Origin of the sequence: Enterococcus sp. AZ177 (assembly GCF_050544585.1) — a bacterium.
Lineage (GTDB): Bacteria > Bacillota > Bacilli > Lactobacillales > Enterococcaceae > Enterococcus_L > Enterococcus_L plantarum.
This window is the reverse complement of sequence record NZ_CP172944.1, coordinates 73,330-98,559: the sequence shown is the minus strand read 5'-3', so window position 1 is coordinate 98,559 and position 25,230 is coordinate 73,330. Positions and strand designations below refer to the sequence as shown.

26 protein-coding genes are annotated in these 25,230 nt (G+C 33.0%); 7 read left to right on the top strand and 19 right to left on the bottom strand.

Annotation, left to right across the window (positions count from 1 at the left end; translation table 11 throughout):
- Positions 1 to 55: 55 nt before the first annotated feature.
- A complete protein-coding gene (locus IGJ34_RS00470; protein ID WP_206836657.1) occupies positions 56 to 1,708 on the bottom strand; it encodes an RNA-directed DNA polymerase in 1,653 nt (550 codons plus the stop codon).
- A 138-nt stretch (positions 1,709 to 1,846) separates the two neighbouring features.
- Here IGJ34_RS00470 and hisJ point away from each other — a divergent pair, with 138 nt between their 5' ends.
- The 4 genes from hisJ to IGJ34_RS00450 all read left to right on the top strand — a co-directional run bounded on the left by hisJ (position 1,847) and on the right by IGJ34_RS00450 (position 7,363).
- The gene (gene hisJ / locus IGJ34_RS00465) at positions 1,847 to 2,674 is read left to right on the top strand and encodes a histidinol-phosphatase HisJ (RefSeq protein ID WP_111248992.1); all 828 of its coding nucleotides are present in this window, start codon (positions 1,847 to 1,849) and stop codon (positions 2,672 to 2,674) included.
- Between the two features lie 141 nt (positions 2,675 to 2,815).
- The gene (locus IGJ34_RS00460; protein ID WP_430597870.1) at positions 2,816 to 5,452 is read left to right on the top strand and encodes a YfhO family protein; all 2,637 of its coding nucleotides are present in this window, start codon (positions 2,816 to 2,818) and stop codon (positions 5,450 to 5,452) included.
- Between the two features lie 284 nt (positions 5,453 to 5,736).
- Positions 5,737 to 6,255, top strand: coding sequence for an RNA polymerase sigma factor (locus tag IGJ34_RS00455; protein WP_206836650.1), 519 nt, complete (start codon positions 5,737 to 5,739; stop codon positions 6,253 to 6,255).
- Positions 6,248 to 7,363, top strand: a complete 1,116-nt coding sequence (locus IGJ34_RS00450) for a hypothetical protein (RefSeq protein ID WP_430597869.1) — start codon at positions 6,248 to 6,250, stop codon at positions 7,361 to 7,363. The genes IGJ34_RS00455 and IGJ34_RS00450 overlap by 8 nt, the downstream gene beginning before the upstream one ends.
- A gap of 557 nt (positions 7,364 to 7,920) precedes the next feature.
- Here the strand turns inward: IGJ34_RS00450 and rihC are convergent.
- From rihC to IGJ34_RS00410, 8 genes are all read right to left on the bottom strand, one after another.
- Positions 7,921 to 8,844, bottom strand: coding sequence for a ribonucleoside hydrolase RihC (gene rihC / locus IGJ34_RS00445; protein WP_430597868.1), 924 nt, complete (start codon positions 8,842 to 8,844; stop codon positions 7,921 to 7,923).
- 137 nt (positions 8,845 to 8,981) lie between these two features.
- Complete coding sequence (locus tag IGJ34_RS00440) at positions 8,982 to 9,314, bottom strand: hypothetical protein (protein ID WP_430597867.1); 333 nt, start codon at positions 9,312 to 9,314, stop codon at positions 8,982 to 8,984.
- A 118-nt stretch (positions 9,315 to 9,432) separates the two neighbouring features.
- Positions 9,433 to 12,024: a bifunctional lysylphosphatidylglycerol flippase/synthetase MprF gene (gene mprF / locus IGJ34_RS00435; RefSeq protein WP_430597866.1), complete on the bottom strand. Its 2,592-nt coding sequence runs from the start codon at positions 12,022 to 12,024 to the stop codon at positions 9,433 to 9,435.
- A 172-nt stretch (positions 12,025 to 12,196) separates the two neighbouring features.
- The gene (locus IGJ34_RS00430) at positions 12,197 to 12,850 is read right to left on the bottom strand and encodes a hypothetical protein (RefSeq protein WP_069653232.1); all 654 of its coding nucleotides are present in this window, start codon (positions 12,848 to 12,850) and stop codon (positions 12,197 to 12,199) included.
- A gap of 33 nt (positions 12,851 to 12,883) precedes the next feature.
- Positions 12,884 to 13,009 (bottom strand): hypothetical protein, encoded by a 126-nt coding sequence (locus IGJ34_RS00425; RefSeq protein ID WP_277988491.1) that lies wholly within the window; start codon positions 13,007 to 13,009, stop codon positions 12,884 to 12,886.
- Between the two features lie 162 nt (positions 13,010 to 13,171).
- Complete coding sequence (locus tag IGJ34_RS00420; protein WP_206836986.1) at positions 13,172 to 13,450, bottom strand: hypothetical protein; 279 nt, start codon at positions 13,448 to 13,450, stop codon at positions 13,172 to 13,174.
- Between the two features lie 143 nt (positions 13,451 to 13,593).
- A complete protein-coding gene (locus IGJ34_RS00415; RefSeq protein ID WP_242596240.1) occupies positions 13,594 to 14,109 on the bottom strand; it encodes a GNAT family N-acetyltransferase in 516 nt (171 codons plus the stop codon).
- Between the two features lie 829 nt (positions 14,110 to 14,938).
- On the bottom strand, positions 14,939 to 15,112 hold the full coding sequence (locus tag IGJ34_RS00410) for a hypothetical protein (RefSeq protein ID WP_167351495.1): 174 nt from the start codon (positions 15,110 to 15,112) through the stop codon (positions 14,939 to 14,941).
- Between the two features lie 254 nt (positions 15,113 to 15,366).
- On the opposite strand from IGJ34_RS00410, the gene IGJ34_RS00405 reads away from it, so the two are divergent.
- Together IGJ34_RS00405 and IGJ34_RS00400 are read left to right on the top strand one after the other, a co-directional pair.
- Entirely contained in the window at positions 15,367 to 15,804 is a 438-nt protein-coding gene (locus tag IGJ34_RS00405) for a hypothetical protein (protein WP_430597865.1), read from the top strand.
- 16 nt (positions 15,805 to 15,820) lie between these two features.
- The gene (locus tag IGJ34_RS00400; RefSeq protein ID WP_430597864.1) at positions 15,821 to 16,183 is read left to right on the top strand and encodes a hypothetical protein; all 363 of its coding nucleotides are present in this window, start codon (positions 15,821 to 15,823) and stop codon (positions 16,181 to 16,183) included.
- 21 nt (positions 16,184 to 16,204) lie between these two features.
- Here IGJ34_RS00400 and IGJ34_RS00395 read toward each other — a convergent pair whose 3' ends face one another.
- The 5 genes from IGJ34_RS00395 to IGJ34_RS00375 all read right to left on the bottom strand — a co-directional run bounded on the left by IGJ34_RS00395 (position 16,205) and on the right by IGJ34_RS00375 (position 19,060).
- Positions 16,205 to 16,408 carry a hypothetical protein gene (locus tag IGJ34_RS00395; protein ID WP_206836976.1) on the bottom strand — a complete coding sequence of 68 codons (204 nt, stop codon included), beginning with the start codon at positions 16,406 to 16,408 and terminating at the stop codon, positions 16,205 to 16,207.
- A gap of 334 nt (positions 16,409 to 16,742) precedes the next feature.
- Positions 16,743 to 17,315, bottom strand: a complete 573-nt coding sequence (locus tag IGJ34_RS00390) for a hypothetical protein (RefSeq protein WP_206836974.1) — start codon at positions 17,313 to 17,315, stop codon at positions 16,743 to 16,745.
- A 399-nt stretch (positions 17,316 to 17,714) separates the two neighbouring features.
- Positions 17,715 to 17,906, bottom strand: a complete 192-nt coding sequence (locus IGJ34_RS00385) for a hypothetical protein (protein WP_430597863.1) — start codon at positions 17,904 to 17,906, stop codon at positions 17,715 to 17,717.
- A 34-nt stretch (positions 17,907 to 17,940) separates the two neighbouring features.
- Entirely contained in the window at positions 17,941 to 18,378 is a 438-nt protein-coding gene (locus IGJ34_RS00380) for a MepB family protein (RefSeq protein WP_206836968.1), read from the bottom strand.
- 490 nt (positions 18,379 to 18,868) lie between these two features.
- The gene (locus tag IGJ34_RS00375; RefSeq protein ID WP_430598541.1) at positions 18,869 to 19,060 is read right to left on the bottom strand and encodes a helix-turn-helix transcriptional regulator; all 192 of its coding nucleotides are present in this window, start codon (positions 19,058 to 19,060) and stop codon (positions 18,869 to 18,871) included.
- A 270-nt stretch (positions 19,061 to 19,330) separates the two neighbouring features.
- Here IGJ34_RS00375 and lepB point away from each other — a divergent pair, with 270 nt between their 5' ends.
- A complete protein-coding gene (gene lepB / locus IGJ34_RS00370; protein ID WP_206836962.1) occupies positions 19,331 to 19,870 on the top strand; it encodes a signal peptidase I in 540 nt (179 codons plus the stop codon).
- 40 nt (positions 19,871 to 19,910) lie between these two features.
- Here the strand turns inward: lepB and IGJ34_RS00365 are convergent, their stop codons facing one another.
- The 5 genes from IGJ34_RS00365 to IGJ34_RS00345 all read right to left on the bottom strand — a co-directional run bounded on the left by IGJ34_RS00365 (position 19,911) and on the right by IGJ34_RS00345 (position 24,043).
- Positions 19,911 to 20,588, bottom strand: coding sequence for a hypothetical protein (locus IGJ34_RS00365; protein ID WP_430597862.1), 678 nt, complete (start codon positions 20,586 to 20,588; stop codon positions 19,911 to 19,913).
- Between the two features lie 41 nt (positions 20,589 to 20,629).
- Positions 20,630 to 20,857 carry a hypothetical protein gene (locus IGJ34_RS00360; RefSeq protein WP_206836956.1) on the bottom strand — a complete coding sequence of 76 codons (228 nt, stop codon included), beginning with the start codon at positions 20,855 to 20,857 and terminating at the stop codon, positions 20,630 to 20,632.
- Between the two features lie 153 nt (positions 20,858 to 21,010).
- Positions 21,011 to 21,313 carry a helix-turn-helix domain-containing protein gene (locus IGJ34_RS00355; RefSeq protein ID WP_206836953.1) on the bottom strand — a complete coding sequence of 101 codons (303 nt, stop codon included), beginning with the start codon at positions 21,311 to 21,313 and terminating at the stop codon, positions 21,011 to 21,013.
- Positions 21,314 to 21,707: 394 nt separating this feature from the next.
- Complete coding sequence (gene mmuM / locus IGJ34_RS00350) at positions 21,708 to 22,625, bottom strand: homocysteine S-methyltransferase (protein ID WP_430597861.1); 918 nt, start codon at positions 22,623 to 22,625, stop codon at positions 21,708 to 21,710.
- Complete coding sequence (locus tag IGJ34_RS00345; protein WP_430597860.1) at positions 22,622 to 24,043, bottom strand: amino acid permease; 1,422 nt, start codon at positions 24,041 to 24,043, stop codon at positions 22,622 to 22,624. The genes mmuM and IGJ34_RS00345 overlap by 4 nt, the downstream gene beginning before the upstream one ends.
- Between the last annotated feature and the right edge of the window lie 1,187 nt (positions 24,044 to 25,230).

Sequence of the window (25,230 nt, the reverse complement as noted above, 5' to 3'; positions counted from 1 at the left end):
AAAAAGAATTACTACCTCTTTTTCATTTAATCAACTAAAATACAAATTGATTATCTCAGTTTTTCATAAATTTAGTTTTCTTATTTGTCATGTGTTGAACAAATATATCTGAATTTGTAATCGATATATTTTTAAAATATGCGTTTCTCTCCTCTGGAGGTAACCCTTCATTAAGTAAACTCATTAATTGTCTTTTTTCCCAAATATCTGCTCTTTTAAAATATCCTCGAAGAGTTAATAACTCTCCTCGTGTTAATTTCCCATTCAATGCTTCTAGGACAGCTCTCCCAATATAGTCTCCAGAATCTCTATTCAAATCAAAAAAATATTGAAGCAATATTTGCTTATCAGTTCTTTTCCCCTCTGAAAAAAGCTTGATTAGATGAATTTGAATATATTCAGGTGTATCAGCTTTTTTTAATAAGTCTTCAAAAGATTCATAAATTTTCGCAATAATATCGTCTGAAATACAATCATCATATTTTATAACAATATCAGTAAAATATGGAATAAATTGAGGTATTTTAGCGAGAAGTAAAGAAGCATTTGATAAATACTTCCATTGTTCTTGTGCAACAATCACTTTAAAATATTCTCTTAAATCAATAGGATCTATCAACTTTTTTTCCATCAAAAAATTGTATTTCTCATTCAAAGGAACGTTCCTCAGTTTTTCAATTTCAGTAATTGTTAATCTTCTGAATTTTAAAGGGATTAATCCCGAATAACCACTTATTACATTAGATAATTTCTTATGTAAGTAGGTTTCATTTGTCATCTCTATGGTTTCAGTGATAATCTTGGTATCCTCATCTTGTCTCTCTTCGTTTTTTTGATTTTCTCTCTCTATAGATTTAACTTTAGCCAGTCTAATTTTGGTTTTATTTGAATTAATAAATAATCCCTCTATTTGTAACCTTTCTATTAACAATGTCAAATTATGATATGCCTCAGTAGAATCTATGGCAAAAATCCTATAATCATCCACGAAACGACAAAATCTTATTTTTTTACTTACTAAGAAATCATCTACTCCAATTAGCGCTGCTTCAGCCAGAATTCTAGACGCATTTGAACCGACAGGAAGGCCATATGAATCTCTGTTGCTCCAGTATAGTAGTAAATCATTCAATAACCTAATCGATTCTTTATCTATTCCTTTAATCGAAAGAAGCATAGATTCTAGTCTATGTAAATTTAATCTATCATAAAAATTCGAAATGTCGCATTCAATTACGATATTCGTTCCTACTTTTTCTTCTTGTTCTTTAACTCTTTTTTTAAAAGAAGTATAATTATATTTGCCATCAAATAATTCTTTAGATGCCATATCTTTTACTACTCTATATGAAAAAACATTTTTTTTACTGGGGATAATTCTATTTTTTTCTATATCTCTGCATAACAGTATTACAAGGGTCAAATAAAATATTTCATCATAAATATCAATCAATGCACAGATTCTAAAATCTGAGATAGTTTTCTTAGGTACAAGAACTCTACCGTAAGACTTTACTTCACTTTCTTTTAATTCACCCGATAAAATAGATTTCGTTATTTTATCTACTATTAAGTTTTTAGTAATTTCATTTCTTAAAAACTCTATTTCAAAAGGTCTATTAAATATGTCCACATCTGTAGTTCCTTCATGTATAATGTTTTTAATAGCCCTATTACAAGCTTTTCTTATTTCTTGCTTCGAATACATAATGTTCTCCTTCACATTATTTACTGAAAAATCTCTTGTATATTTATAATATCACTATACATGGTAAAAATACATAACTTTTAGTATTCATCACATCAATTTTTTATAGCATTTACAAAAATCAACGGAGGCTATTTCATGAAACGCGATGGTCACACCCACACAGAATTTTGTCCCCATGGAAAAGTGGAAGACACTGAACTTCTGATCCAACGGGCAATCAGTCTAGGATTTAAAGAATACAGCATCACAGAGCATGCCCCTTTACCTACTGGCATAGAAAAATTTGCCGCAGGTGACCCCAACATATGGACAACGGCTTCGATGGCTTCGAATGATGTGGATAACTATTTAAAACAGATGAATAACTTGCGGAAAAAATACGCTTCTGACATCATTATTCACATTGGCTTTGAATTGGATTATTTTTCCGAATTTGAAGGATGGACGCGAGATTTTTTAACTGAATACGGACCACAAACGGACGATGGCATTTTATCCGTACATTTTCTTGAAGGTGATGGTGGATTACGTGGTATCGACTATTCTTTTGAAGAATACAAGACAGGCGTCGTTGATTATTTAGGTAGTTTTGAAAAGGCTCAAAAACGTTACTATCAAAAGGTTTTAGCTTCTTTAGAAGCGGATCTAGGTCACTTTAAACCTACGCGCTTAGGACATATTTCTTTATGCCAAAAATTCGAACGTTTCTTTGATGAATCGATTCATTATTCTTCTGAAAATAAAGCACTTGTCCACATCCTTTTAGACCGTATACAGCAGGAAAAATACAGCTTAGATTTAAACACAGCTGGTTTTTATAAACAAGGTTATCAACAGAGTTATCCACAGGTGTGGATAACTAAAAAAGCAAGTGAATTAGAGATCCCACTGATTTATGGATCAGACACACATTCCTTAACGGATATTGGACGAGGATATGAAAAAATCAAGAGCTGGATTTGAAAAATGAGACTATCACAGAGGACTAAACTCTCGGATAGTTTTATTTTTTTGATTTTCTTTAATTTTTTCTTTCTAACAATCAATTTTCCGATGGATATGCTAAACTATAGATATTCTATTTATTACGTTGTGAGGTTGATTATGAAGAAAAAAATACAGACATTTATCAAAGAAAACTGGCCCTATATGACCGCCAGCTTCTTCATTCCTTTTTTTGTGATGGTCATTATTTATTTAAGTCTCGGCATTTATCCTGGAAGTAGCCGTAGCGTGATGGCCAGCGATTCCTTTTCACAATTTTCCAATTTCCATGCTAGTTTCAACAATGTACTCCATGGTAAACAAAGTATTTTTTATACTTGGAATGCATCACTGGGATTAAATTATCTCTCGCTGATATCCTATTATCTTGGCGGACTATTTACACCACTGGTGATTTTCTTTAAAAACCAAAATATTCCCGATGCACTGTATTTGATTACACTGTTAAAAATCGGTTCTGCTGGCCTGGCTTTTTGGGTATTTGCTAAAAATACCTATAAAATACCAAAATGGGGACACGTCATGCTCAGTGTGCCTTATGCGTTGATGTCATTTGCTACAGCACATTCAGAAATCATTATGTGGTTAGATGCCTTTACTTATTTACCCCTTGTTATTTTGGGTATTCACCGGCTGATGGACGAACGAAAACCGACACTGTTATTTGTAAGTTATCTGCTCTTATTTATTTCCAATTTTTACATGGGCTTTATGATTGGTGTCTTCTCGTTTCTGTATTTTATCGCCCGAATGTTAACGAACTGGAAGGTTTACAAAAAACGAATCTTGCCTTATGGAATTACCTCTCTTTTAGCAGGTGGAGCCTCTATGATTTTAGTATTACCAGCTGTTCTTGATTTACGAACAAATGGTGAGACCTTATCCCAAGTAACTCAGTTTAAAACAGAAGCAACAGCTTTTTGGGATATTGTCATGAAAAATATGATTGGCGTTTACGATACAACAAAATATGGGTCGATTCCTTTCATCTATGTGGGATTGCTTCCTTTAATTTTCTGTATTTTCTACTTTGTCACCAAAGAGGTTCCTAAGAAAAACAAGTTATTATTTGGTAGTCTGTTTATCATTTTGATTGCTAGTTTTTATATCACACCATTGAATTTATTTTGGCATGGTATGCATGCTCCGAATATGTTCTTGTTCCGCTACAGCTTCTTATTTTCTTTTTTAGTTGTTCTGTTGGCGGGTTACGGCTTTGAGAAATTCAAAAAAGACGATCTAGGTCTCTTAGTCGGCTCAACAATCATGCTGATTGCAATTTTTGCTCTAGCTGAGGGAACGAAAAGCGCGACAAGTTATGACTATATCCCAATTACAGCTTTCGTTTTAACTGTGTTATTTTTACTATTATACCTTGCTGGGATCGCTTTTTATCAGTTGAAGAAAATACCGATGCATTATCTGATTCTATTATTGCTCATACTGGTTTCTACAGAAGCGTTCGTCAATACAAATAGGATGTTGAAAGGAATTCTAGACGATTGGAATTATGCTTCCCGTAGTCTTTATTCTGAACCTTATCCTTCCATCAAAAAACTAGTAGATAAGACGAAAAAGGAAAATGATGAATTTTATCGTTTGGAAAATTTAAATCCGGTTTCTTCTAACGATAGCATCAATTACGGCTATAGCGGTGTCAGCTTATTTTCTTCTATCAGAAACCGTCATTCGTCTTCTTATTTAAATGATTTAGGATTTCGTTCTAGAGGAACTAGTTTAAATATTCGTTATCCAAATAATACCTTACTGATGGATTCTCTTGTTGGAATCAAATACAATATTTCGGAAAGTGATCCATTGAAATTTGGTTTTTCTCAAACAGATAAAGCGGGTAAATTTTCACTTTATGAAAACAGCAATGCTTTACCGTTAGGCTTTTTAGCAGATACGGATATCTATAAGGTCAAACAACCAACGAATGATAATTTAAGCAGCCAGACTGAATTATTCAATGCGCTCTCTGGACAAAAAGAAAACTACTTCAAGTTTTATCAACCAACAATTATTGATAAGAAAAATGTTAAGATTGAACAAAATGCAGGCTCCGTAACGTATAAAGAAGTCCAAAACAACATCGCAAAAGATATTACGTGGACAGTCAATGTCCCTGCAAATACGCAAGCCTATCTTAGCTTGTTCCCAACAGATTTTGGTCAATTAGAAAGCTCGACTGCCACAATGTCTGTAAATGGATCTAGTCAAAAATCTCAAATCAATATCACCGGTCAATATTATAATATTGGTTATTATGACAAACCAACTAGCGTTACCTTTACGGTTAGTTTTTATGGCACAACTGCCGTCAGCTTTATGGAGCCAAAAGTTGTTGGTTTAGATACTAAAGCCTTTGAACGTTCCCTTCAAGCGATTCAAGATAAAGGTGCTGATTTAACAGCGAAAGGGCGCAAGGCCGTTGGAACTGTGAACGCCGAGAAAGATCAAGTCCTTTTAACAACCATTCCTTATGACAAAGGCTGGAAAGCCTATGTAGATGGTAAAAAAGTGCCGATACAGCCGTTTAAAAAAGCCTTTGTTAGTATTCCAGTAACACAGGGCGAACATACGATAGAATTTGTTTATCTGCCAGAAGGTTTTGTTCCTGGTGTGATTCTGTTCATCGTCTGTATTGGTGGGTTTGTGGTGTATGCACGATTCACGAATAAGCCAAAACTGGCGCTAGTGAAACCCAATAAACGGAAACGTAAAAAACGGTAAATCATTATTTTGTGAATGGCGCACATCAAAAGTAAAAATCACTTTTGTTTCCCACCCTAAATGCGATTAAACGGTGGGAGCAGGTTATAATTTTATAGTTTTGCTTACTTCTATAATTGGCAGCGGATGATTCTTATAAATCCCTAATAAGTGTTGGTTTAACACTTATTAGGGATTTTTTTGTAATGCCGATCATAAATTTCTGCAAAAAATAAAAATAAATTAAGATGAAACCTTTTTGGTAAAATTAGAGTCTAATGGTTATAAAGGGGAAGGAGAAGTTTATGGAGAAGAGGGAACAAATACGTTTGGTTAAAAAGGCTAAAAATGGTGACGCACAATCGTTTATAAAACTTTGCGAAGCCTATCAAGTTGTGCTATACAACTCTGCTTATAAATTACTGTTAAACAATGAAGATGTTGCAGACTGTCTGCAAGAAACTGAAATACGCGCGTGGCAAAACATTCCTAACATCAAAAATGAAGCCGCATTTAATTCTTGGATTTTTAGAATTATGATCAATATCGCTAAGGATATCTTGAAAAAAAGAGTGGAACTCGTTGAATTCGAAGAAAGCTATATGGGTGTAAATGAACGCAACTATGAACGCTCACACTTAGAAGAAGAATTTAATAACTTACCAGATAGATATAAAATTCCTATCGTTTTACATTATTATGCAGGTTTTAACATTAATGAGATTTCTGAACAACTAAATCTATCTAAAAATACTGTTAAAACAAGGCTAGCTCGAGGCAGGGTGAAATTAAAACTATTATTGGAGGGAGAAGAAAATGGCTAAAAAAAAGAATCATATTATCACGGAAGAGCAGGACATTCCAAGCGAAGTAATGGAAAAATTAGTTCAGAATCGAGAAAACATTTTAAATACCCCTATTAAGCAAGAAAAAAAGAAACTCAACCTTAAATACAAGAAACAAATAATCGTCACATTGGCAATAGCTGCATCACTTATTTTATTTGCCTTGATCAACCCACAAATAAATACAGCAATCAAAAATGCTTTCGGAATTAGCCGAGATTCAGGAGTTGCGATGGTAGAAAATAACGGAATAGAAAATGAACTACATGTAACGAGCACACAAAATGGGCGCGAGATTACATTGACAAAATTTATCTCCACAAAGAAAAAATTTGCCTTTGATTATCAATTTAAGTTAGATGATGAAAAACTAAAAGACTTACTGAAAAAACAAAGTTCTCCTGATCGGGTATTCACCAAAAATACACCAAATGCTCAACATATTGACCTTGGTCTTTTTGTTAATGATCGTGATGAAGACCTATTCGGCGGTGTTACATCCCAATCTACTTTCCGTATAGAAGGAGATACTTTTTACGGTTCTGTTGTGGCAATGTTTAACAGAGAAAAAATTCCTGAGGACGCGAAATTGACACTTCATATTTATAAATTATTTTGGCAGGACGCTGAAGAACTTGATCAAGCATACATCGAGGCGTCTAAAACAAATAGCCCTTTTGGTGTGGATAACGCTTTAGAATATGAAGGCGATTGGCGTTTTGATATTGACTACAAGCCACTGACCCAAACGGCTGATACACAAATTCGCAACGTAAAGAATATCACGGATATCAAAGCAACTAGCGACCCTTTACAAACAACCATTCACTTTACTGTGCCTCTCAAAGACTTTCGTTCTCCAGAAAACTTTTTTACTCCGGAAATTACTTTGTATAAAGATGGTATAGAAGTTGAAGATCAACTATTTACTCAAATCTCTAATTTAGAAACTGGAGAAATCGAAATTTCGATTAACCTAAGTTCATTAGATACAACATCCGTATATAGAATACAAGTAAATGAAGTGAACCATCTTTCTGGTGAAACGGTTAGAGAAATTGGCTTTTTTGAACTGCAAAATCAATAATCAAATCCCTCTAAAATAAACGTTATTGGGACACAACTCTTTGAGTCATATCCCAATCACATGGAATCCGTATAAACGATGGGATCAGGAGCAATCCTTTCGGAAATAAGCTGAAATTGCTGTAAAACACAACAAGGAACAAGTTGATGTTGCACAGTACCTACTTGGTCACAAAAATTTGAAGATCAATTGTCGTAAATTCCTTCTTATTTCTCGGGATTAAATACTCCTGTCCCAATCTCTTTATAAAGCACTTTATAACTTTTGCCCATAGAAACATCCAATGCAATTACATAAGCCATGTTTTCATCTTCTTTCTTTTTTTGAAAGGTTCTTCACTGTTTCATTTCGTTCCTAATTTCCTTTACACGAGCTCGAAGCCCAACATACTTAAACCAGATTTTAAAATGACAGTGACGGAGACCGTTTTTTTGTAGGGACTCGAAGTCCAAGAGATTATGCTTTCACTCCTTACTATAAACCTAAAAATAGGCAAATAGAGGGTAAACCCATCCGTCGATAAGTTTACCCTCTAATCTTAGTATGTTTTGTATTGATTAATCACACTTCTTAATTGCGTTTAAAAACCAATCTCTAAACTGTTCCTCATCAACATCCACACAAACCCGGCAGTTCGCTTCTTTACCCAAATATCCATCTAAATCAACTAAAGTAGCCCCTGCCGTCAACGTACCTTGGGTTTCAACTGCAACATAAGATTCTTTAACCTCAAACATTTCAGGCTCCAACAAATACGCAATTGTACAACCATCATACATCTTCAAACCAGTCTCTAAACTACCACCACGATATTTTCTAAATAAATGATCGATCATATCACCCGTTCGATTCATTTTCCGCATCTGCTCACGCTCTTTAGGTAAGACTAAGGCTTTTTCCCCAACATCCAATCCAACCATCGTTAGTGAAATATTACTTTCAAAAACGATTTTTGCCGCTTCTGGATCAACCGCAATATTGAATTCTGATAACACTCCAGCATTCCCTCTACCTAAAGCACCACCCATAATCACTAGCTCTTCGATTCTTTCCACACACTCTGGATAAAGTCTTAATAATAGTGCAATATTCGTCAATGGACCGATCGCAACAATCGTTGTCTTTTCTTTGGAATCCATTAGTACTTTGTGCATCTCAATCACCGCATGATTTTTTGTCAACAACTCATACTTAGATTCTGGAAAGTCATAGCCATCCATTCCTGTGATTCCGTGGATGTCACTAGCATTGATTGCTTCACGGAACAAAGGACGATCCGAACCGATTGCCACAGGAATTTCTTTATTCCAAAAAGCTAGCAGTTTCAGCAGATTTTTCGTTACTTTATCCGTACTCACGTTGCCAGCAACTGTTGTAAACAGTTTGATGTTCAACCTTTCATCAAATAACGCCGCTGCAATAGCAACAGCATCATCGATTCCTGGATCTGTATCGATGATGGTTTTTCTTGGTTTTTTCACTTTATTATTCCCTTCCTCTAAACTTTAGCAAAGTTAAAAAGCAATTCTCCCATGCTGATCAACTTACTAAAGCTCCCCCTTTTTTATATAAAAAAGTAGGAAACAGAAAAATGCCTGTCTCCCGCCCTTTTCTATTTTTAATAATCCAACTGCTTCAAACGCAATAAAAATGACTCTTGCGTTAAACGTTTGATTGTATACAGACGCTCGATTTGCTTACGGATCTTTTTATCTTCTTTTGCAGTAGGATCAAAAACATCTAACAATGTACTGATTCCATATTCTACTAGAATACCGATTCCATCGCTACCAAGTGCAAAACCCAGCTGATCAACCTCATTAAATTGTCCCTTTTTGATCTCTGCAATATTTTGACTAAAATCACCTTCAACGATGATTTCATCTGTCTTCTTATCTAACTCGACCGCAAGTTCAGCTTTTGTCCTTACTGTTATTTGTTCAATAGCCATTACAAAAACCACCTTTTATTGATTATTATACGCTATTCCGCTCTTTTTGCTAGTGGAACTTAAGACTTAAAACAGTCAAAGATAAACCTATTTTCGCTTTACCTTTGACTGTTCTATTCTATTCCCCAATCATTACTTCTTCTACAAAAGAAACAACCTTCCCTTTTCCACGTTCAATCAATAATGCTAACTGGATAAAAGCAAACAACACATTACTTTGTTTAAAATACGCAAAATATCTTGATTCCCAGTTTGTTACATACTGCTCTTTTTCTTTTCTTGTATCTTGGAATCCATACACCTGATTGCCATATTTATAAAAAATATTAATAAAGCGCTCATTCAAAAACGAATAATTGGTTTCACCGACATTTGCTAACGGAGCCGTACCTAAATCAATAAAACGATACCCTCGATTTTGATACTCTGCAATAAAATGAGTTAATAAATAATCCGTAACATGTGTCGGTGCTGAATCGGAATAACGCAACAAATCATAGGATACTTCACTGTTTCGAACAACAGGTTTAGCCGTGATAAAGCCCACCACCTCATGACGTTCATCTCGTAAAATCCCGAGGTCACTTAACGCTAAATACTCTTTATCAAAATGACCACACACGAAATTTCGTTCGCGTGAATTTCCTAACCACTCTTCTGATACACGAGCTAATTCTTGAAAAAGCTCATGTGAAACAGGTTCATGATACATTGTAAAAGTATAGCCTAAGTTGGTTAAATGTTGAAGCTCCATACTATTCGTTGCGAAAGAAATCGGAGCGGATTCAGTACAAGAAAGATCAATCATTCCTTCTTCACCAATTTTCATAAAGTTAAACCCTAAATCGTGTAAAACCATAGTGTATCCTTCACTAATACGATAAAACGCCGCTTGATATCCCAGGAGATCAGCAGCATCCATAAACGCCAATGTAGCTTGCGCCCATTTTTCTTTCTCCCCGATTGGATCTGCCAAAACAAAACATTTATTTGCCTTGATCTGATAGGCAAACAGTACTTTATCTTCGTGATTTTCCTGATAATAATAATAGGAATAATGTTGTAAATACAGCAAATGACTACCTTGCGTTCCACCATACTTATTGATCAGCGCAGTTAAACGTTCTTCTTGATATGTTTCACCCAAGCGTGTAGAGGTATCTGCCAAATAGTGATACAGCGTAATCAGACCAAGCATCGAAATTCCTAACCCAATCAACCCAGAAAACCAAACATCATCCGATGGAAAGAGTAAAAACGTATTCGGAAGTGGGCCTATCTTATCCGGATGAGAGATGTAATACCCAGCCACTGCATAAATAATAAACAAGAAACTAAACAAAACGCCATCAACAGCAAGCGCTCCCCAAGAATAAACAAATTTTTCCCGGTAAAATTCTTTTCTTGCTAAAAAAACGGCGGAAAGAATCACTAGATACACGAGAATCAACTGCCATGAAGACGTTCTAGAAATCGTATTAGCAATACCAAAAATCAATAAACCAATCGTGGGCCAGTATGCTTTTTTTACTTTCATTGAAATTCCTCTAGCCAGTCCCAATAATAAAAATCCAATCAGCATATTAAATGTTTGATCTAAAAAGTCAAACGAAAATGGCGTTAAGAATTTAAATAACCGACTAACATTCGAGAGGTTCGTGATCGTTGAAAGTAAAACCATCATGATGCCAGCAAAATAAAGCGCTGCTACTAAAATAAAATGTGCCACTTTTTGCGAGAACATCCGTGGTAAATTATCAAGAAATCGGTTGATTTTGATTCCTGTTTGATGAATAAAGAGGATAATTCCAGTAATAAATGGCAATACGTAATAAAACAAACGATAATAAATCAGCCAAACGACTGCAGTTGATTGTCCCACACCTAATTGTGATAAACCTAAGATCATTAGCACATCAAAGGTCCCCATGCCACCTGGCACCATCGTCAACATCCCAATCAAAGTGGCAATCACAAACATCGGATACACCGATAGCAACGAAACATCGACATTCATCAAAGCCCCGATACTTAAAAAGACAAACATTGCACCTAACCATTGACCAAGTGATGCGCCCAATAAAAGAAAAATACCTTTCGGGAAAAAATCCTTGAATAAAGTATATTTTTTTAGTTGAGTAAACAATAACAAAGCTGGGGTAATCAAACTTCCTGCAAGCAACCAAACCCAATACTCTCGAAACAGACTGTCTGGTCGAATAAAAAATACATCAATAAATGCAATAAACGATAGAATTGATAGCCCAGAAATCATAAACAATGCTACTTTGGAAACCGTTGCTACCACTTTTTTGCGTGGTGCGTCCTTGCCATAAAAATTAGCGCGCAATGTCGCTCCAACTACACCGCCAAACCCCGCAAGATTATTGATTGTATTCGTGACCCAAGCCGAAACAAACCACTCCCAACGGTTCATTTTTGGCTTTCCTTGCTCTTCAAGGACAGTCACCACAACTAAATCATATAGAAGCATTGGTAAAACACCAAGTAATCCAGCTAAAACCATGCCGATAATTCGAAAACGGCTTTGTTGTCCCATCGTCTGGAAAACATCTTGCCACGTCATTCCCTGCACGATATGTGTCACTTGATTGGCTACAAAAATCAAAACGGAACCTAGAAATATCATCTTTAATAACAAACTGTGTTCTTTCATCCAAAGAAAGAGTTGATTTATTTTATTTTTCATCTGCTCACCACCTTTCTGCTTTTTAAAGAGTTTTCTTTTATATGTTATCTTATAACTAGTTATTTTTCCACTGTGATTATTTTTACAGACGCTAATGGATTACCAAATAATCAGTTTAAACTTGATTTTTCAGCCCATCGTATTCACTTGATAGCTGAAATTTCTTATTATACTAATCAATAAAATTTTCCTTATCAAATTTTTCTGCACTACTTTGCTCACTATACTTATGTAACGCCTTAGAGTAGGTTTGTACAACAATCCTTTGACTCTCGTACTCTGTGTATTCTAGATCATCTGGAAGATATTTTAGCTCGACTTTTAGAAGATTCATTGTAGTGTCGTACGAATAATAAGTATTTTCTAGTTTTTCTACAAAGAAACTTAATTGTTCTTGATTCTGAATATCTTTCAACTGATTAAAAATTTCCTCATTTTTTTCTTCCATCAAGTCCGTTTGAGCAAATAGAATCTCACTCAATTTTTGATCAGCAACGACTTCTTTTAAATTAGATATCGCCTTATTCTTTTCATCAATTAGAGTCTTCCATTCAGAGTAAAATTTATTGTTCAAGTCATCTTTTATTAGATTTAAATCATCAATTGTAGAATCTCTATTTAATGTAAATATATTTTTATTGACAAACTGTTGAGCGTATAAAGAAGGAGAAATTAACGAAATCATATTTGATTTAAGTTTATTTAGATCATTTTTCTTATCAAATTTTTGCGTTTTCGAATTTGCACCACAAGCAGTAAGTAATGTTAAGAATACAATTATTAATATTTTTAGTTTATGCCTATTTAATTTTCCTGACTTGGGCATTTATTTCCTCCTACTGATTCTTTTTGGGAATTATTATTCCAATGTAACTAAAACTTCTCTCACTGATTCTTTTAATCGTAATTCTTCTGAAATATCTGTAAATGCCATTGCAAACAAATCTATATCTGAAGCCAGTTCCATATAGTTCAATGAGTTCATGTACTTATGCGTTTATCCAAACGCTTAATAAGATCCGTCAGCCGCACGTCAAACTCCTGCTGACTCTGTTCAATTTCTTTTCGATTTTTTTCTTATACTTCAGTAATTTTTGCGGTTCGGAATCAATCCTTTTCAGGATTAACTTTTTTATTGTATGCAAAGCTATTTTATTAACAATGTAAGAACAGGAATACCTATACAAATAATTGGAAAATAGAATAGAATTTTTGTCCATGTGACATTTTTAATTCCAAAAAAACTACTACGATTATCATTTTGGTAAATTTTACCTAAATCGTCTGTATAGAGTTCAATTCTTTCATTTTTCAAAAATATTCTATTGAATAAATGATTTATTAAGCATGGTAAAAATGAAGATAATAAGCCTAAAACGATTGATACAGGAACCAATAAACCTTTTCTCTTCCATATGATTAACACAATTTTTCCTCCTTCAGTTATTGATCTTTTTTGAAAATAGTATTTTTACGCTTCCCAACCTAACTAGTAGCCTCTCAATTTGCTTTTTTTTTCGCAACTAATCTATTTACCTTCTTTCCTGTTTGTTTTACATATTAATAGTTTTAATAGACTTTGAAATTATATACTAAGTGCTTTTTTTTACCATTATGCATTTCCCTCTCATATTCATAGGCAAAAGTCATACCTAAGTTCTCAGCAACTTTTTTTGAATTTATGTTTTCTGGAACAAATTGCGCTACAATAGTATTTTTTTTTACATTATCTGAAAAATGTTTAATTAAGATCTCAACACTTGCTACAGCAAATCCATTACCTTGAAATTCTTCATTAATCACGTATGCAATTTCTACACATTCTTTTTCATTTATAACAGTCGGAATAAGTCCTACTAAACCAATTACTTCATTGCTATCAATATTTTTTATCATAAAGTAGCTATATCCATAATTGTTGTATTGATTTTTAATTTTATTTATCCATTGCTGAACTTCAAGATCGTTATATACTTTACCCCATCCTAACAACATTAATCGCTCATTTTGAAGTATCTTTTTTAAACTAATAAAATCCTTTGAGCTTATTTTATCTATGTAAAATTCCTCTTTTTTTAGTAACAAATAACTCATCCTTTCAATTTTTATCGTTCTTAGCAAAAATTGGACCACTTCTTAAAAAGCTATGCGAAAAAGACTTATTTGGACCATTGCTTTTTTGATCGTTTTGATGTTTTAATCCATTTAATAGTTGATGATTATATTTAAATTTTTCCAGCTAGACGTTGAAGGTATATATTAAAATATCTCTCATATTGATTAAAGTGAGGTATTTGTTTTACTTGAAAACTGAAAACGACTTCTAAACCATAAGACGCCATTATCTCAATTAAATTTCCAAGTTTTTTTGACTGCTACAGCAGTGTAAACTTCAGGATATTTTGATATGGCATCGAAAGAACTTTCATGTCATCTTTCTGGAAAGCCATATAATTGTCTGTACCAAAGGAATTCCGTTCCACTGATATTCTTCCTTGTAACTGAATTTTTGAATCATGGTTTGTTTTTAGAGTGAACTGTTATAAAACCAACACCTTGATCATCAACTGGTAAACAAGAACACATATAACCATAATCAACTAATACTGACGAAAATTTTTGTGTTCTCTAAATGTAGATGATATTTCATTAAAATCTTGTTTTTTCACGACGATATCTTATTTCTATTATTATTTAGCTTATAAACAAACTTATCTAAATGACGATCAATTCCCTGTATTCCCGCTTTGATATTTCTAGCAATCGACAACGGAATATTGATATGATCCGATAAATGTTGCAAACTAAGTCCGATCTTTTGTTGGCTCTTTTTGGATCTCAATACATATTGGTACTTTACTTCTTTACCACACGCACAATACAATCTTTCTTCTTTTGATACTTTACTATTTTGCTAGTACGAATTTTCATGGTAATCATCATATTCCCATTCATCATCTTCGGAGAATATTTTATTTAAAAACATCGATTGAATATCACGTCTTTTATAAGTAAAAAGGACTTTTCTCTGATTTTCAGACATTTTATTTATGATTGCTTCTCTTTGCTCTTCTGTTAAAACGATCACCTGTAACACCTCTCTTCATTCAATTTTTCATCTTTCACCTGCCTATCCTTTTTGGAAATCACTTAACTATTAAGCCATTCTGATTATTTTTGATAACATCCTCATTAGTAATTATCGGTTTAAATTTTACTAAGTTGGGAGTAATAAAACAGTTTTCCGAAAGTTTAATATCGTTTTTTTGTATTAAACTATGTTTAGAAATGACAGCGCTGAAGTTTCTGATCATAAAATTAAATATAAAAGGAGATCAAACAATGGGAAAACTAGACGCAGCAAACAATGTTATCACTTATGCAGGTTCTGCACCAAGTAATGCCTACTCCTACAGGGTTTTTAAACACTACACTTTCTATGCTGGACGTGGAGGTTATGTTGATATGTGTACAATCACACATTTTAAAAGGTCAAAAACAAATGGCCCTGTAACAGCTACAAAAGTGGAAGTAACTTATACAACAAATACAAACAGCTCACCTTATATTTCTGATTTATTTATTGATAAAAGAAGTGGTGGTAAAACAAAATATCTGATAGTTCCTGCGGCACACAAGCTTTTAAAAACATCTGGTAGTCTCTCTATTAATTTGAACGAAAGTAATGTACAATCAGTTCAGTTATATGTTCATGCTGACAAGTTAGCTGCAGGTGCTGGAAAAGGCACTAGATATCAATACATCACTATGTTCTATTAAAAATAAGGAGAGAACTATGACAGAAAAAGACTTTAAACATGCTACTAAAATAGATAATGCTGATTTAGTTAGAAATACAATGAAATCAGATCCTTCCCAAAATGGAAGTCCCATCCCATTTCAAAGTGGTTATTCCACATACGAAGCAAAAAAGGCTACTCAAAGTAGCATTGAAGTAATTGCTTTTTACTTCTTAGGTATCATCTTTTCAGTAACAGCTTATTACTGCTTGATCAATTTATCTATTTTAAATGAAGAATGGCAGAATGACGGAATTAAAGTAGCTATAGTTATTTTCTCGATAATTGCTATCAGTTTCATTTCGTCAAAACTTTTGATTCTCTTAGTAAAGAAATTAAAGAAAAAATTCTTATCATAGTTATTTCACTGTTTTTAGAAATTACCATCTTGTGCTTAACATAGCCGATATAGACCATACAATTGCAACTACAAGACTTATTATTATTGGACTAAAAATCAACATGACTAGACCAACAATCATTTTGCCGACTGGCAAATCTTCCTTTTTACTATTTTTACTCATTTTTCCTCCTGTGGTCTGTTTTTTGATCCCACACGTGTTGCTATCGATCGTTTTTGACATTCTTTTTTATCTGCTAATAATGAAATAAATTAAAGTAGGTATTATTAAAGAGACAAGAATAATAATACTAACAATAAACAATATCTTCCAAAAGTAGTAAGCATTATTCTTTTTTCCAGTAGCTTCTATTTTAAGATTTCTATAGCTAATAAAAGGTAATATCACAACAAAAATTAAGAATAGAACTTTTATTATATTATTCACCATCATTTATAACCCCCCTTTATTAATCCTTTTTGACAAAACATTGTGCATGTTGACGTTTTACCAAAAAAAGGCAAAGTGTTAACATACCATGTACTTGGTTTACTTCTGATCCTTTTTAATAAACTACTTAATGCTTAGATTTTCTTTTATATTTAATTGGCCGTCTTGTCCTTTCTTTATCTAATTTGTACCACCTATTTTTCTTAGAATAAAAATACTCAATAAATTTTAATGCAACAATCATCAACAAACACAAAGTAATAAAGAAAATTACCACTTCAATTTCTAATTCATTAAAAGACGAAATTGTTACATAGGAAGAGATAGCACCGGTTAAATTTTTTGAAATTAAAGCACTAATTGTAATAAGGCTAATGGATAATTTTGTAAATGATAAGACCTCTTCCCCACTGAAATTCAGCCTGTACACCGACTTTGTATTCCTTGTAGTATTAGATAAAAAAGACATATTTCTCATTATGTTATCTGTCACTAAAGTAGAAAATGCCCCCAAAGCTACTAAAACGAAGTCATTTATTAAAAGTATACTTACACTAGTCATTAAAATTAGACAAAAAGCACCTGCATAAAGTAGTGCATATACTGTTCCCATAAATCCTAACAACCATATTAACTTCAATCTACGTTTAATAGTAAGTAATTCCTTTTTGACCTCTTTGAGAAACATTGATTTTTCCACCTTTCTAATCCTTTTTGAGAAATTTACGGTTAATATTTCTTATCGAATTTTTATGAATAACGTTGACCCCTGCATAAACAGGTGGTAACGGACTCTTCATGAAAGTTCGCCACCCTTTGTAGCTTTTCTTTCCTAATGTTTTAAAGTAAAGACTCGTTTTAAATCCTGTAGCTATAATTTTAGATATTAGATAGAAAGACAAAAACATTGCAACTGGTAGAATTATCATTATCAGACTAGCCATCAACGCAAAATCATTTACATTCATTTCATTATCCTTTCTGATCCTTTTTGGGACTATCTTATTTAATAGATCTCTGTTGATAGTCATTGTAATTATCCAATGTATGCGGAATATTGTTCTTATCACAATAATCATGAAATTTATTTAGTTCATATCTATCGGATAAATTTTGATATTAGAGCAGCTAATCCCATACATACAACTAAAACAACGGCTGCTTCTAAAGTATACAGCTTAGTACCAATCACTTCATGCAAAGCTAAATTTAACATCAAGCCAACTGTCAAAATAAATATACAACCATACATAATAATGCCTGCTATTACGTTTAAACACTTACTCAACAACATATACATTCCTCCTACTGATCCTTTTTGAAAATCATTCTGAGTAGTCTTTGAAGTAATCTAACTGCCATTTTTGTGTACGTACAGCTGTGGCATTCAAATTCAAACACCATGTAGGATAAAAACGCATAGCCATTTTACCTGTTTTCCTTTTTGTTGAATAAATTCCCTTATCAACACATATCTGTTTTGGAAAAACAAATACACCTACTTGATCTCCATCTACAACTGATATTGCTAGTATCTCAGGACTATTTTCAAAATCAAAAGGTTGATTTTTGGATTGTTTATCTTTTTCCCAAAAGGCTACAAAATACCCTTCTTTTTTTGGTGTCTTTTTTGCCTTTCGACATCTAACCTTTACATTTGAAGAACTTTCTATGATCATTCCATTGTACTCACTATTCTGTTCTTCGTAATTTAATATTGCATACTTACCAAACTCAGTTTCTAACAATTCATTTTCTTTCATTTTTTTCCTCCTTCAGTTATTGATCCTTTTTGATACATAGTTCGATATTTTCTGTTGGCCATAGTCCTGGCATCTGAGATTGTTCGTCATTATACCTAATTCACCTGGAAGATCTCACGCTGCAGCCGAACAATATGATCTATTTTCCAGAACGATCCTTTTGAGAAATATTCTTTAGTTAACTATCTTTTCCTCTCAATCCATCCATTGTATTTTATATCTATAATACTAACGACTAAAACTACTACTGTTAAAATTAAAAATGACTTCTTTTTCATATTATTTTCTCCTATTCATTCTTTTTAAGAATTAATATCTTTACTGATTTCAGAAATTCTATACTAATTCATCATAATTTATTCAAACTTCAATTGTATTATTTAAACATACCAAACAAACAACCCTAACAAAACACTTTTTCATTTTTAACTCCTTTCCTACCTTATCCCAAAGGTAGGTCTTTTTTATTTACCAGGAGTTCAACATCATTTCAGGATAAATCATTTTTTTCTTCTTCTGGTGTCTCAAATGTAAATAGTTCTTCAATTGTGGTACCTAGAACTCTTGAGATATCATACATCGTTACTACTGAAGATTTTTGCGTATTCAGCTCAATATTTGCAATATTCGATCTTGATACACCCATTTTTTTTGCTAACTCCTTTTGACTCATTTTCTTCATATTTCTATACATAGAAACATGACTTTCTATAATTTTTACTTTTCTCCATTTTTCTCTCCTTTTTTGGAACATAGCTTTTCAATTGTTTATTCTACTTCTCAATAATGTTAGTAGCTTCGCAATCAGCCCTTTACTAATTCTTAGCGGAATAGTTCACACCTTTATTTATCACTTTTTTCATTCGGATTTTTGACTTAGGAGATATTAATATATTATACTTAATTATAACATTGTTTAATTCAGTCAATTGATTTTATAAGGAGGAAATAGATGGGGAAAAAAAACAAGGTGATAAAAAAAGATTTAATTTTATTTTTAAGCGTTTTAATAGTTATTATTTTTTCTAGGATGTTTTTATTATCAAATATAATCGTACATGGAGAATCAATGAATCCTAGCCTAGAGGATAAAGAAAGGATCTTTGGTTTGAAAATAGGAGAAATTGAGCGTTTTGATATTATTTCATTCAAGGCTCCAACTGAATCTGGTGATCCTGAAAAAAATTACATCAAGCGAGTAATTGCTTTACCGGGTGAGACAATCACTTATGCAGATGATAGTTTATATATTAATGGTGAAAAAATTACGGAACCTTTTTTAGGGGAACTTAAACAAGCATTACCATCTAATGAGTTATTAACTGAAGACAATTTTACTTATTCAGTCCCTGAAAACCATTATTTCGTAATGGGAGATAATCGCCGAAACTCAACAGACAGTCGTGTGATAGGATCTATCTCTGAGGATAAAATTATCGGAAATGCTAAATTCTCTTATTGGCCCATTAATAAAATAGGAACAGTACGTTGAGTTCATTTGATTAAATAAAAAATATTAAACGATTTTTTATTTATTTAAAAAGTTGGCTATTGTCGATCTTTCGTTTCTGAGTATCCTTTTTAAGAACATTATCCACTTTTTTAAGTGTAATTTCTAAATCACTGATATTTTTTGCATGTTGATTCCTTACGACAGTAGTTAAATATGTGATTATACATTTGGTGAACTCCGAAGCAAAATCAATTAAATATTTTATATCTAAGAAATATATTGGATTTTCATTTATAACTTTATCTAACGAATCCAAACTTTTGGAATCGTTATGCGAAATTACTTTGTCTCTCAATTTTGTTAAGTTTAAAAGTTTTGGTAACATTGAATTAAATTCTTTTCTTCCTTCCACCATTACAGACTTAAAATGATTAAGGGTTATTTGTTTATTTCCAACTTTATTTTGAATAGCGACAATAGCTTCAGGATTTTTTTCACACCACTCCAATAAGGAAATAATCGTACTCTTTCCGTTTTTATCATATAATCTTGTTATGATTGATAAACAGGATTCTATGCTGGACTTGTACGTTAAAGAATAGAATGCTGGAGATAATGCCATTGCTTCTGGATAATTCTTCTTCATTTTTGACAGAAGTAAAATTATATCAAGGTTACAATTAACTACGATAATTTGTTCCCATAAAAAATTTGTTAAATTTATAATTCGCTCTTCTTGCTGAATGTTAATCTTCATACTTAAAAGTCCTCATTTCTTGTATTAATCCTTTTTGAAAACTAATCTTCATTCGTTCTTGCGAAAGAAATTTCCCTATACAATCTCATTGCAGCATTCTTCTTAAGTTCCTCTTGCAGCTGTTCTTCATTTTCAAAGGTGATCATTGTTCCGTAATGCTTTTCTAGTTCATTCATCAATTCGACAAGTGCCAAATTCCTAGCGTACGAACCTTTTTGATTCTTTATCTTACTAAAATTTGCTTCAATCTCTCTTAACATTCTTTTCATCATTCTTCCTCCTTCATTTTTCTTTTTTATAGTAAATGACTGTACCAAAGTCAAATTTGATTCCACGATTCTTTTGAGCCTTATATAGGTACGTAGGCTTTGGAATGCTTTTAATAGAAACACCTGTCCATTCTAAATAATCTTGAACAAGTTTTAAGAATTGAATATGAGCTTTTTTTCAGAAGTAGCAATTTTTTCATTTACAATATTAGAGTCCTGCAAAACAAATATTTTCCATACTTCATTATTTGCTTCTTGTTCCGTCATGCCTGTTAGATACTCCATACCTTCTCTACTTATGATTTGCGTTCCTTTTCCGTTTCCTATCTTAGTAAACGTTCCCTCAAGGAACTTTTCAGGATTATTATTATATTGCTGCAAAACATACGTACGTTCTTTATTCCATCTTTCACTTGCTTCAGGAAACGTCATGATACCTAGCTCTTTCAAATTCAACTGATCACTCCCAAGCTAAAAACCTTATATAATGTATAAATATGACATACATTATATGAGGTTTTTAATGATGCGTTTTTTACAATTGATAAAGAAATATTTTCATTTATTTTGGATCTCATGTAAGCTGCTACCGATCCTTTTAGAAATTGACAACGCAACATCATTTACTAAACAATAAAATAAAGATAAATCTTTGCTCTACCAAAAACGAGCCTTTGACGTAAAACAAATTTTTTGGTGTCGCTACAGCATATTTGTGTTTTACTTAATTATTCCTATGGTCATTTTTTGTACAGTTGCATGACGGACCCCAGTTTAACCGTTGTTACTCTTTCGTTTCTAAGTGTATTTTGTCTAGCGAATCCCACATTGCAGTCAATAGAACCCTTTTTTATTCTGGAAATGTCTCTCTAAGCAAACCTATTTCAGTCGATGACGTACAACAACAGCCGCCTACCCAAGTGCAGCCATGGGCATACCAATTTTTTGCTTGATTCGTAAATACATCGTGAACATGGGTTGTTTCAGTCCAAACTTTTGAAACAGGATTGTATATTGCGCCAGAGTTTGGATACGCCACTAGAGGTTTCTTAGCTTGTTTTTTTAAGGTAAGCAGTGCAGGCTCAACTAGATTAGGTGCGACACAATTTATCCCGTAAGCAAGAACTTGAGGCTGTTGCTCCAATAAACCTTGCATTTCAACTAATGAAGTACCATCACTTATATGTTTCTCGTCTTTGAGGGTAAAGCTAACCCAAGCCGGTACTTCTGGAAAATCTTTAATTAGCTCTAACAACACTAGCAGTTCGGTTTTATCTGGAATAGTTTCAATTGCTAGCAAATCAACCTGTGCCTTCACCAATACCTGAAGTCTTTCTTCATGAAATTCTTTCAAAAAATTTCTTGAAACGTTATAATTACCACGATACTCTGAACCATCTGCCAAATAAGCTCCATACGGTCCTATAGATCCCGCTATCCATTTTTCTTGATTGCTTTCGCTTGATTCTCTAGCTGCCTGTGCCAAAGCTACTGTATTCTCCAAGAAATGTACGCTTTCTGCTTCTGAATAACCTAACTCCAAAAAACCTTTCATGCTAGCTTGATAGCTTGCAGTAATAGTAATATTAGCACCTGCATTAAAATAGGCTTCATGCACTGCTTGTATTTTATGAGGAGCCTCAATAATTGCTTTGGCAGTCCATAATCGATGATTTAAATCTAATCCTTGTTCTTCCAAGCCTACTGCCATGGAACCATCAATCAAGATGACTTTTTGTCTCTTCGACCACTCACTAAACATGCTCATACCTTTTCCTCCTGCTTCACATCATTCGTTTCATCTATTTGTGAATCAGCTATTTTTTTCTTAAAAATTAATTCATAGTACGCGTAACAAATTATCAAAAAAGGAATACCTATAAGCAATGCTACCCGTTGATTAGGGTCAAAAGCAATTCCAATCATGGAAATAGCACAGAGAATAATGACTAACCACGGAACAATTGGATACATTGGTGTTTGATACCCTAAATCAGCTACAGATTGACCAGATTTCAAGTATTGTTTTCGGAAATTTAATTGTGACCAGCCGATACTTAACCAAACTACGACTACAGCAAACCCAGAAATAGATACTAACACTAAGTAAACCGTATCTGCCGCATAAATACTAGAAAACAAAGAAAGGAATCCTCCCAATATCGTTAATAATAGGCCATATATTGGTAAGCCACGCTTTGTTAACTTAGCAAACTTTTTGGGTAGTGTTCCTACATTTGCCAATGACCACAACATTCTTGATGCAGCATACAATCCAGAATTGGCCCCCGAAAGAATAGCTGAAATCAAAATGAAATTCATAATATCTGCTGCATAGGGAACGCCTAAAGTATTTAAAATACTAATAAATGGACTTTCAGTTAAAGTAGCGGAGGACTGTGGCAATAGGGCTCCGATAATGATAATTGTGCCAATAAATAAGACAACTAGAATAGTGATGGTTTTAATAATTGCTTTGGGAATATTTTTTTTAGGATTCTCTGTTTCTCCTGCTGCTACTCCAATTAATTCAGTACCAGAAAAAGCAAAATTCGCCGATAGTATAGCTAGAAAAACTGCACCAATCCCTTTAGGAAAAGTACCATTCGCAGTAAATTCTTGAAATAAAGGAGCACTGCCTGAAGGCGAAATAGGTAAAAATCCGAATATTCCTCCAGTTCCCAAAATAAGAAAAATAGTTAAGGCTAATACTTTGATTAAAGACATCCAGAATTCACTTACAGAGAACCAACGAACATCGATAATATTGGAAAGTAAAATAATACTGACAAAAATAAGACACCAAATCCAAGTCTCAACTTTAGGAAACCACCGTTGCATTAAAATGGCCATTGTAATAAACTGTGATCCTAGTGCAACTGTCCACGTTAACCAATATAACCATGCAACAACAAAGCCAGCTCCTGGACTAATATATTTTGTTGCATAATTATGAAATGAACTGGTGCTTGGTTCATAGACTGACAACTCTCCTAAACAAAGCATTACCAAACTAACTAAAATTGCCCCAATCACATAGGCAATAATTGTTCCAATAGCCCCAGCTGTTTGTATGAGATATCCTGTACTCAAAAAAATTCCTGTTCCAATTACGCCACCCAACGATAACATAATCAAATGCTTTGCACTCATTTTCCTCATAAATGTCTGTTTTGATTTTTCCATACTTTTTCCTCCTTTTTACTAATTCTTTTTAGAAATGAAACTATTCTCATCAAAAATTTTTACCGTTCGCTTTTAGAAAAATTATTCTGGAAGATCAGTAGCTGATATCGGAGAATTTTTTTACACTTATTCTTAACTTAAAGAAAGTGATCATGTAGCAGCTGTTGAAGATAATTTTTGTCTATACTCTATTGAACTCTCTTTCTAACGAAAAAGCACCATGATTTTTCATCATGATACTTTTCGTGCTTTTAAAGTCGGACATCTGTCCTACACTTATTATAAACTACAATTAAATTCCGCTCAAAACTAATGCTAATAAACTAATAGTATAAGCTTCAAGTAAATCAAACTTTGACTATCCTCTATTAGACATAATTATTCACTTACTTCATAACTAACAATTCTATAATCAATTAACAATAATTTCAGACTATCAAAGTAAAACATCAGTTGTACAAAGAATACCAGTGAATAATATAGATTAAGAATAAATTGTACAATGACTTAATCACAAGTTTAACATTCATTAAATATTTATTAATCAAGTACAGGAAGATAGCCAATATTCGGCACTTAAACTTACAAAAAAAGAAAGCCTAAAATAAAGACTTTCTCTTTCTATTTTGTAACATTTGCTTTTGTGCAAAATGCATAAGTGACTTACTGAGAATACAGAGTTTTGATTAAGATACTAAATTTTATTTTTTTTATTATTATAGATAGAGAAAAGAATAAATATAGAAGTTACAAAAAGAGTTATTATAACTTTCTGACTAGTAGTATTAAAGAAAAAAGAAGCTATAACACCCAGTGCTAATATTACTGAATATAAGAAGTTTGATAATTTTTTTCCATATTAGACTCCTCCTTGTTAATTTTTATTGCCATCTAAAGTTATGATAGTAGGGTGGACGACCATGATGTTCCTTCTGAATATCAACAGAAAACCCGTGTGGAACTGTTCCCCATATACCAAATAAAGCAGGCAATCATTTCACTCCTGTAACTATATTACCACCACCAGGAATAAAAATACTGACTGTGCCCCCGGTCCTTAATATATTGTTAGCTCTTGTCTTAGACATATAAAATCTTACGGTATTAGAATTAAATTGACAGTTTTTTTGACCCCTTCTACAGCCTGTACCGTTACAGGTTCATTTGAAAGCAACTGAATAGGAGAC

What these genes read in the sequence shown, in the direction of transcription:
- IGJ34_RS00365 (WP_430597862.1), bottom strand. Translation starts at nt 20,588, where the DNA reads ATGAAGATTAACATTCAGCAAGAAGAGCGAATTATAAATTTAACAAAT.
- hisJ (WP_111248992.1), top strand. Translation starts at nt 1,847, where the DNA reads ATGAAACGCGATGGTCACACCCACACAGAATTTTGTCCCCATGGAAAA.
- IGJ34_RS00455 (WP_206836650.1), top strand. Translation starts at nt 5,737, where the DNA reads ATGGAGAAGAGGGAACAAATACGTTTGGTTAAAAAGGCTAAAAATGGT.
- IGJ34_RS00360 (WP_206836956.1), bottom strand. Translation starts at nt 20,857, where the DNA reads ATGAAAAGAATGTTAAGAGAGATTGAAGCAAATTTTAGTAAGATAAAG.
- IGJ34_RS00425 (WP_277988491.1), bottom strand. Translation starts at nt 13,009, where the DNA reads ATGAACTCATTGAACTATATGGAACTGGCTTCAGATATAGATTTGTTT.
- IGJ34_RS00400 (WP_430597864.1), top strand. Translation starts at nt 15,821, where the DNA reads ATGACAGAAAAAGACTTTAAACATGCTACTAAAATAGATAATGCTGAT.
- IGJ34_RS00395 (WP_206836976.1), bottom strand. Translation starts at nt 16,408, where the DNA reads ATGTCAAAAACGATCGATAGCAACACGTGTGGGATCAAAAAACAGACC.
- IGJ34_RS00460 (WP_430597870.1), top strand. Translation starts at nt 2,816, where the DNA reads ATGAAGAAAAAAATACAGACATTTATCAAAGAAAACTGGCCCTATATG.
- IGJ34_RS00470 (WP_206836657.1), bottom strand. Translation starts at nt 1,708, where the DNA reads ATGTATTCGAAGCAAGAAATAAGAAAAGCTTGTAATAGGGCTATTAAA.
- IGJ34_RS00345 (WP_430597860.1), bottom strand. Translation starts at nt 24,043, where the DNA reads ATGGAAAAATCAAAACAGACATTTATGAGGAAAATGAGTGCAAAGCAT.
- mprF (WP_430597866.1), bottom strand. Translation starts at nt 12,024, where the DNA reads ATGAAAAATAAAATAAATCAACTCTTTCTTTGGATGAAAGAACACAGT.
- mmuM (WP_430597861.1), bottom strand. Translation starts at nt 22,625, where the DNA reads ATGAGCATGTTTAGTGAGTGGTCGAAGAGACAAAAAGTCATCTTGATT.
- lepB (WP_206836962.1), top strand. Translation starts at nt 19,331, where the DNA reads ATGGGGAAAAAAAACAAGGTGATAAAAAAAGATTTAATTTTATTTTTA.
- IGJ34_RS00375 (WP_430598541.1), bottom strand. Translation starts at nt 19,060, where the DNA reads ATGAAGAAAATGAGTCAAAAGGAGTTAGCAAAAAAAATGGGTGTATCA.
- IGJ34_RS00405 (WP_430597865.1), top strand. Translation starts at nt 15,367, where the DNA reads ATGGGAAAACTAGACGCAGCAAACAATGTTATCACTTATGCAGGTTCT.
- IGJ34_RS00440 (WP_430597867.1), bottom strand. Translation starts at nt 9,314, where the DNA reads ATGGCTATTGAACAAATAACAGTAAGGACAAAAGCTGAACTTGCGGTC.
- IGJ34_RS00380 (WP_206836968.1), bottom strand. Translation starts at nt 18,378, where the DNA reads ATGAAAGAAAATGAATTGTTAGAAACTGAGTTTGGTAAGTATGCAATA.
- IGJ34_RS00450 (WP_430597869.1), top strand. Translation starts at nt 6,248, where the DNA reads ATGGCTAAAAAAAAGAATCATATTATCACGGAAGAGCAGGACATTCCA.
- IGJ34_RS00430 (WP_069653232.1), bottom strand. Translation starts at nt 12,850, where the DNA reads ATGCCCAAGTCAGGAAAATTAAATAGGCATAAACTAAAAATATTAATA.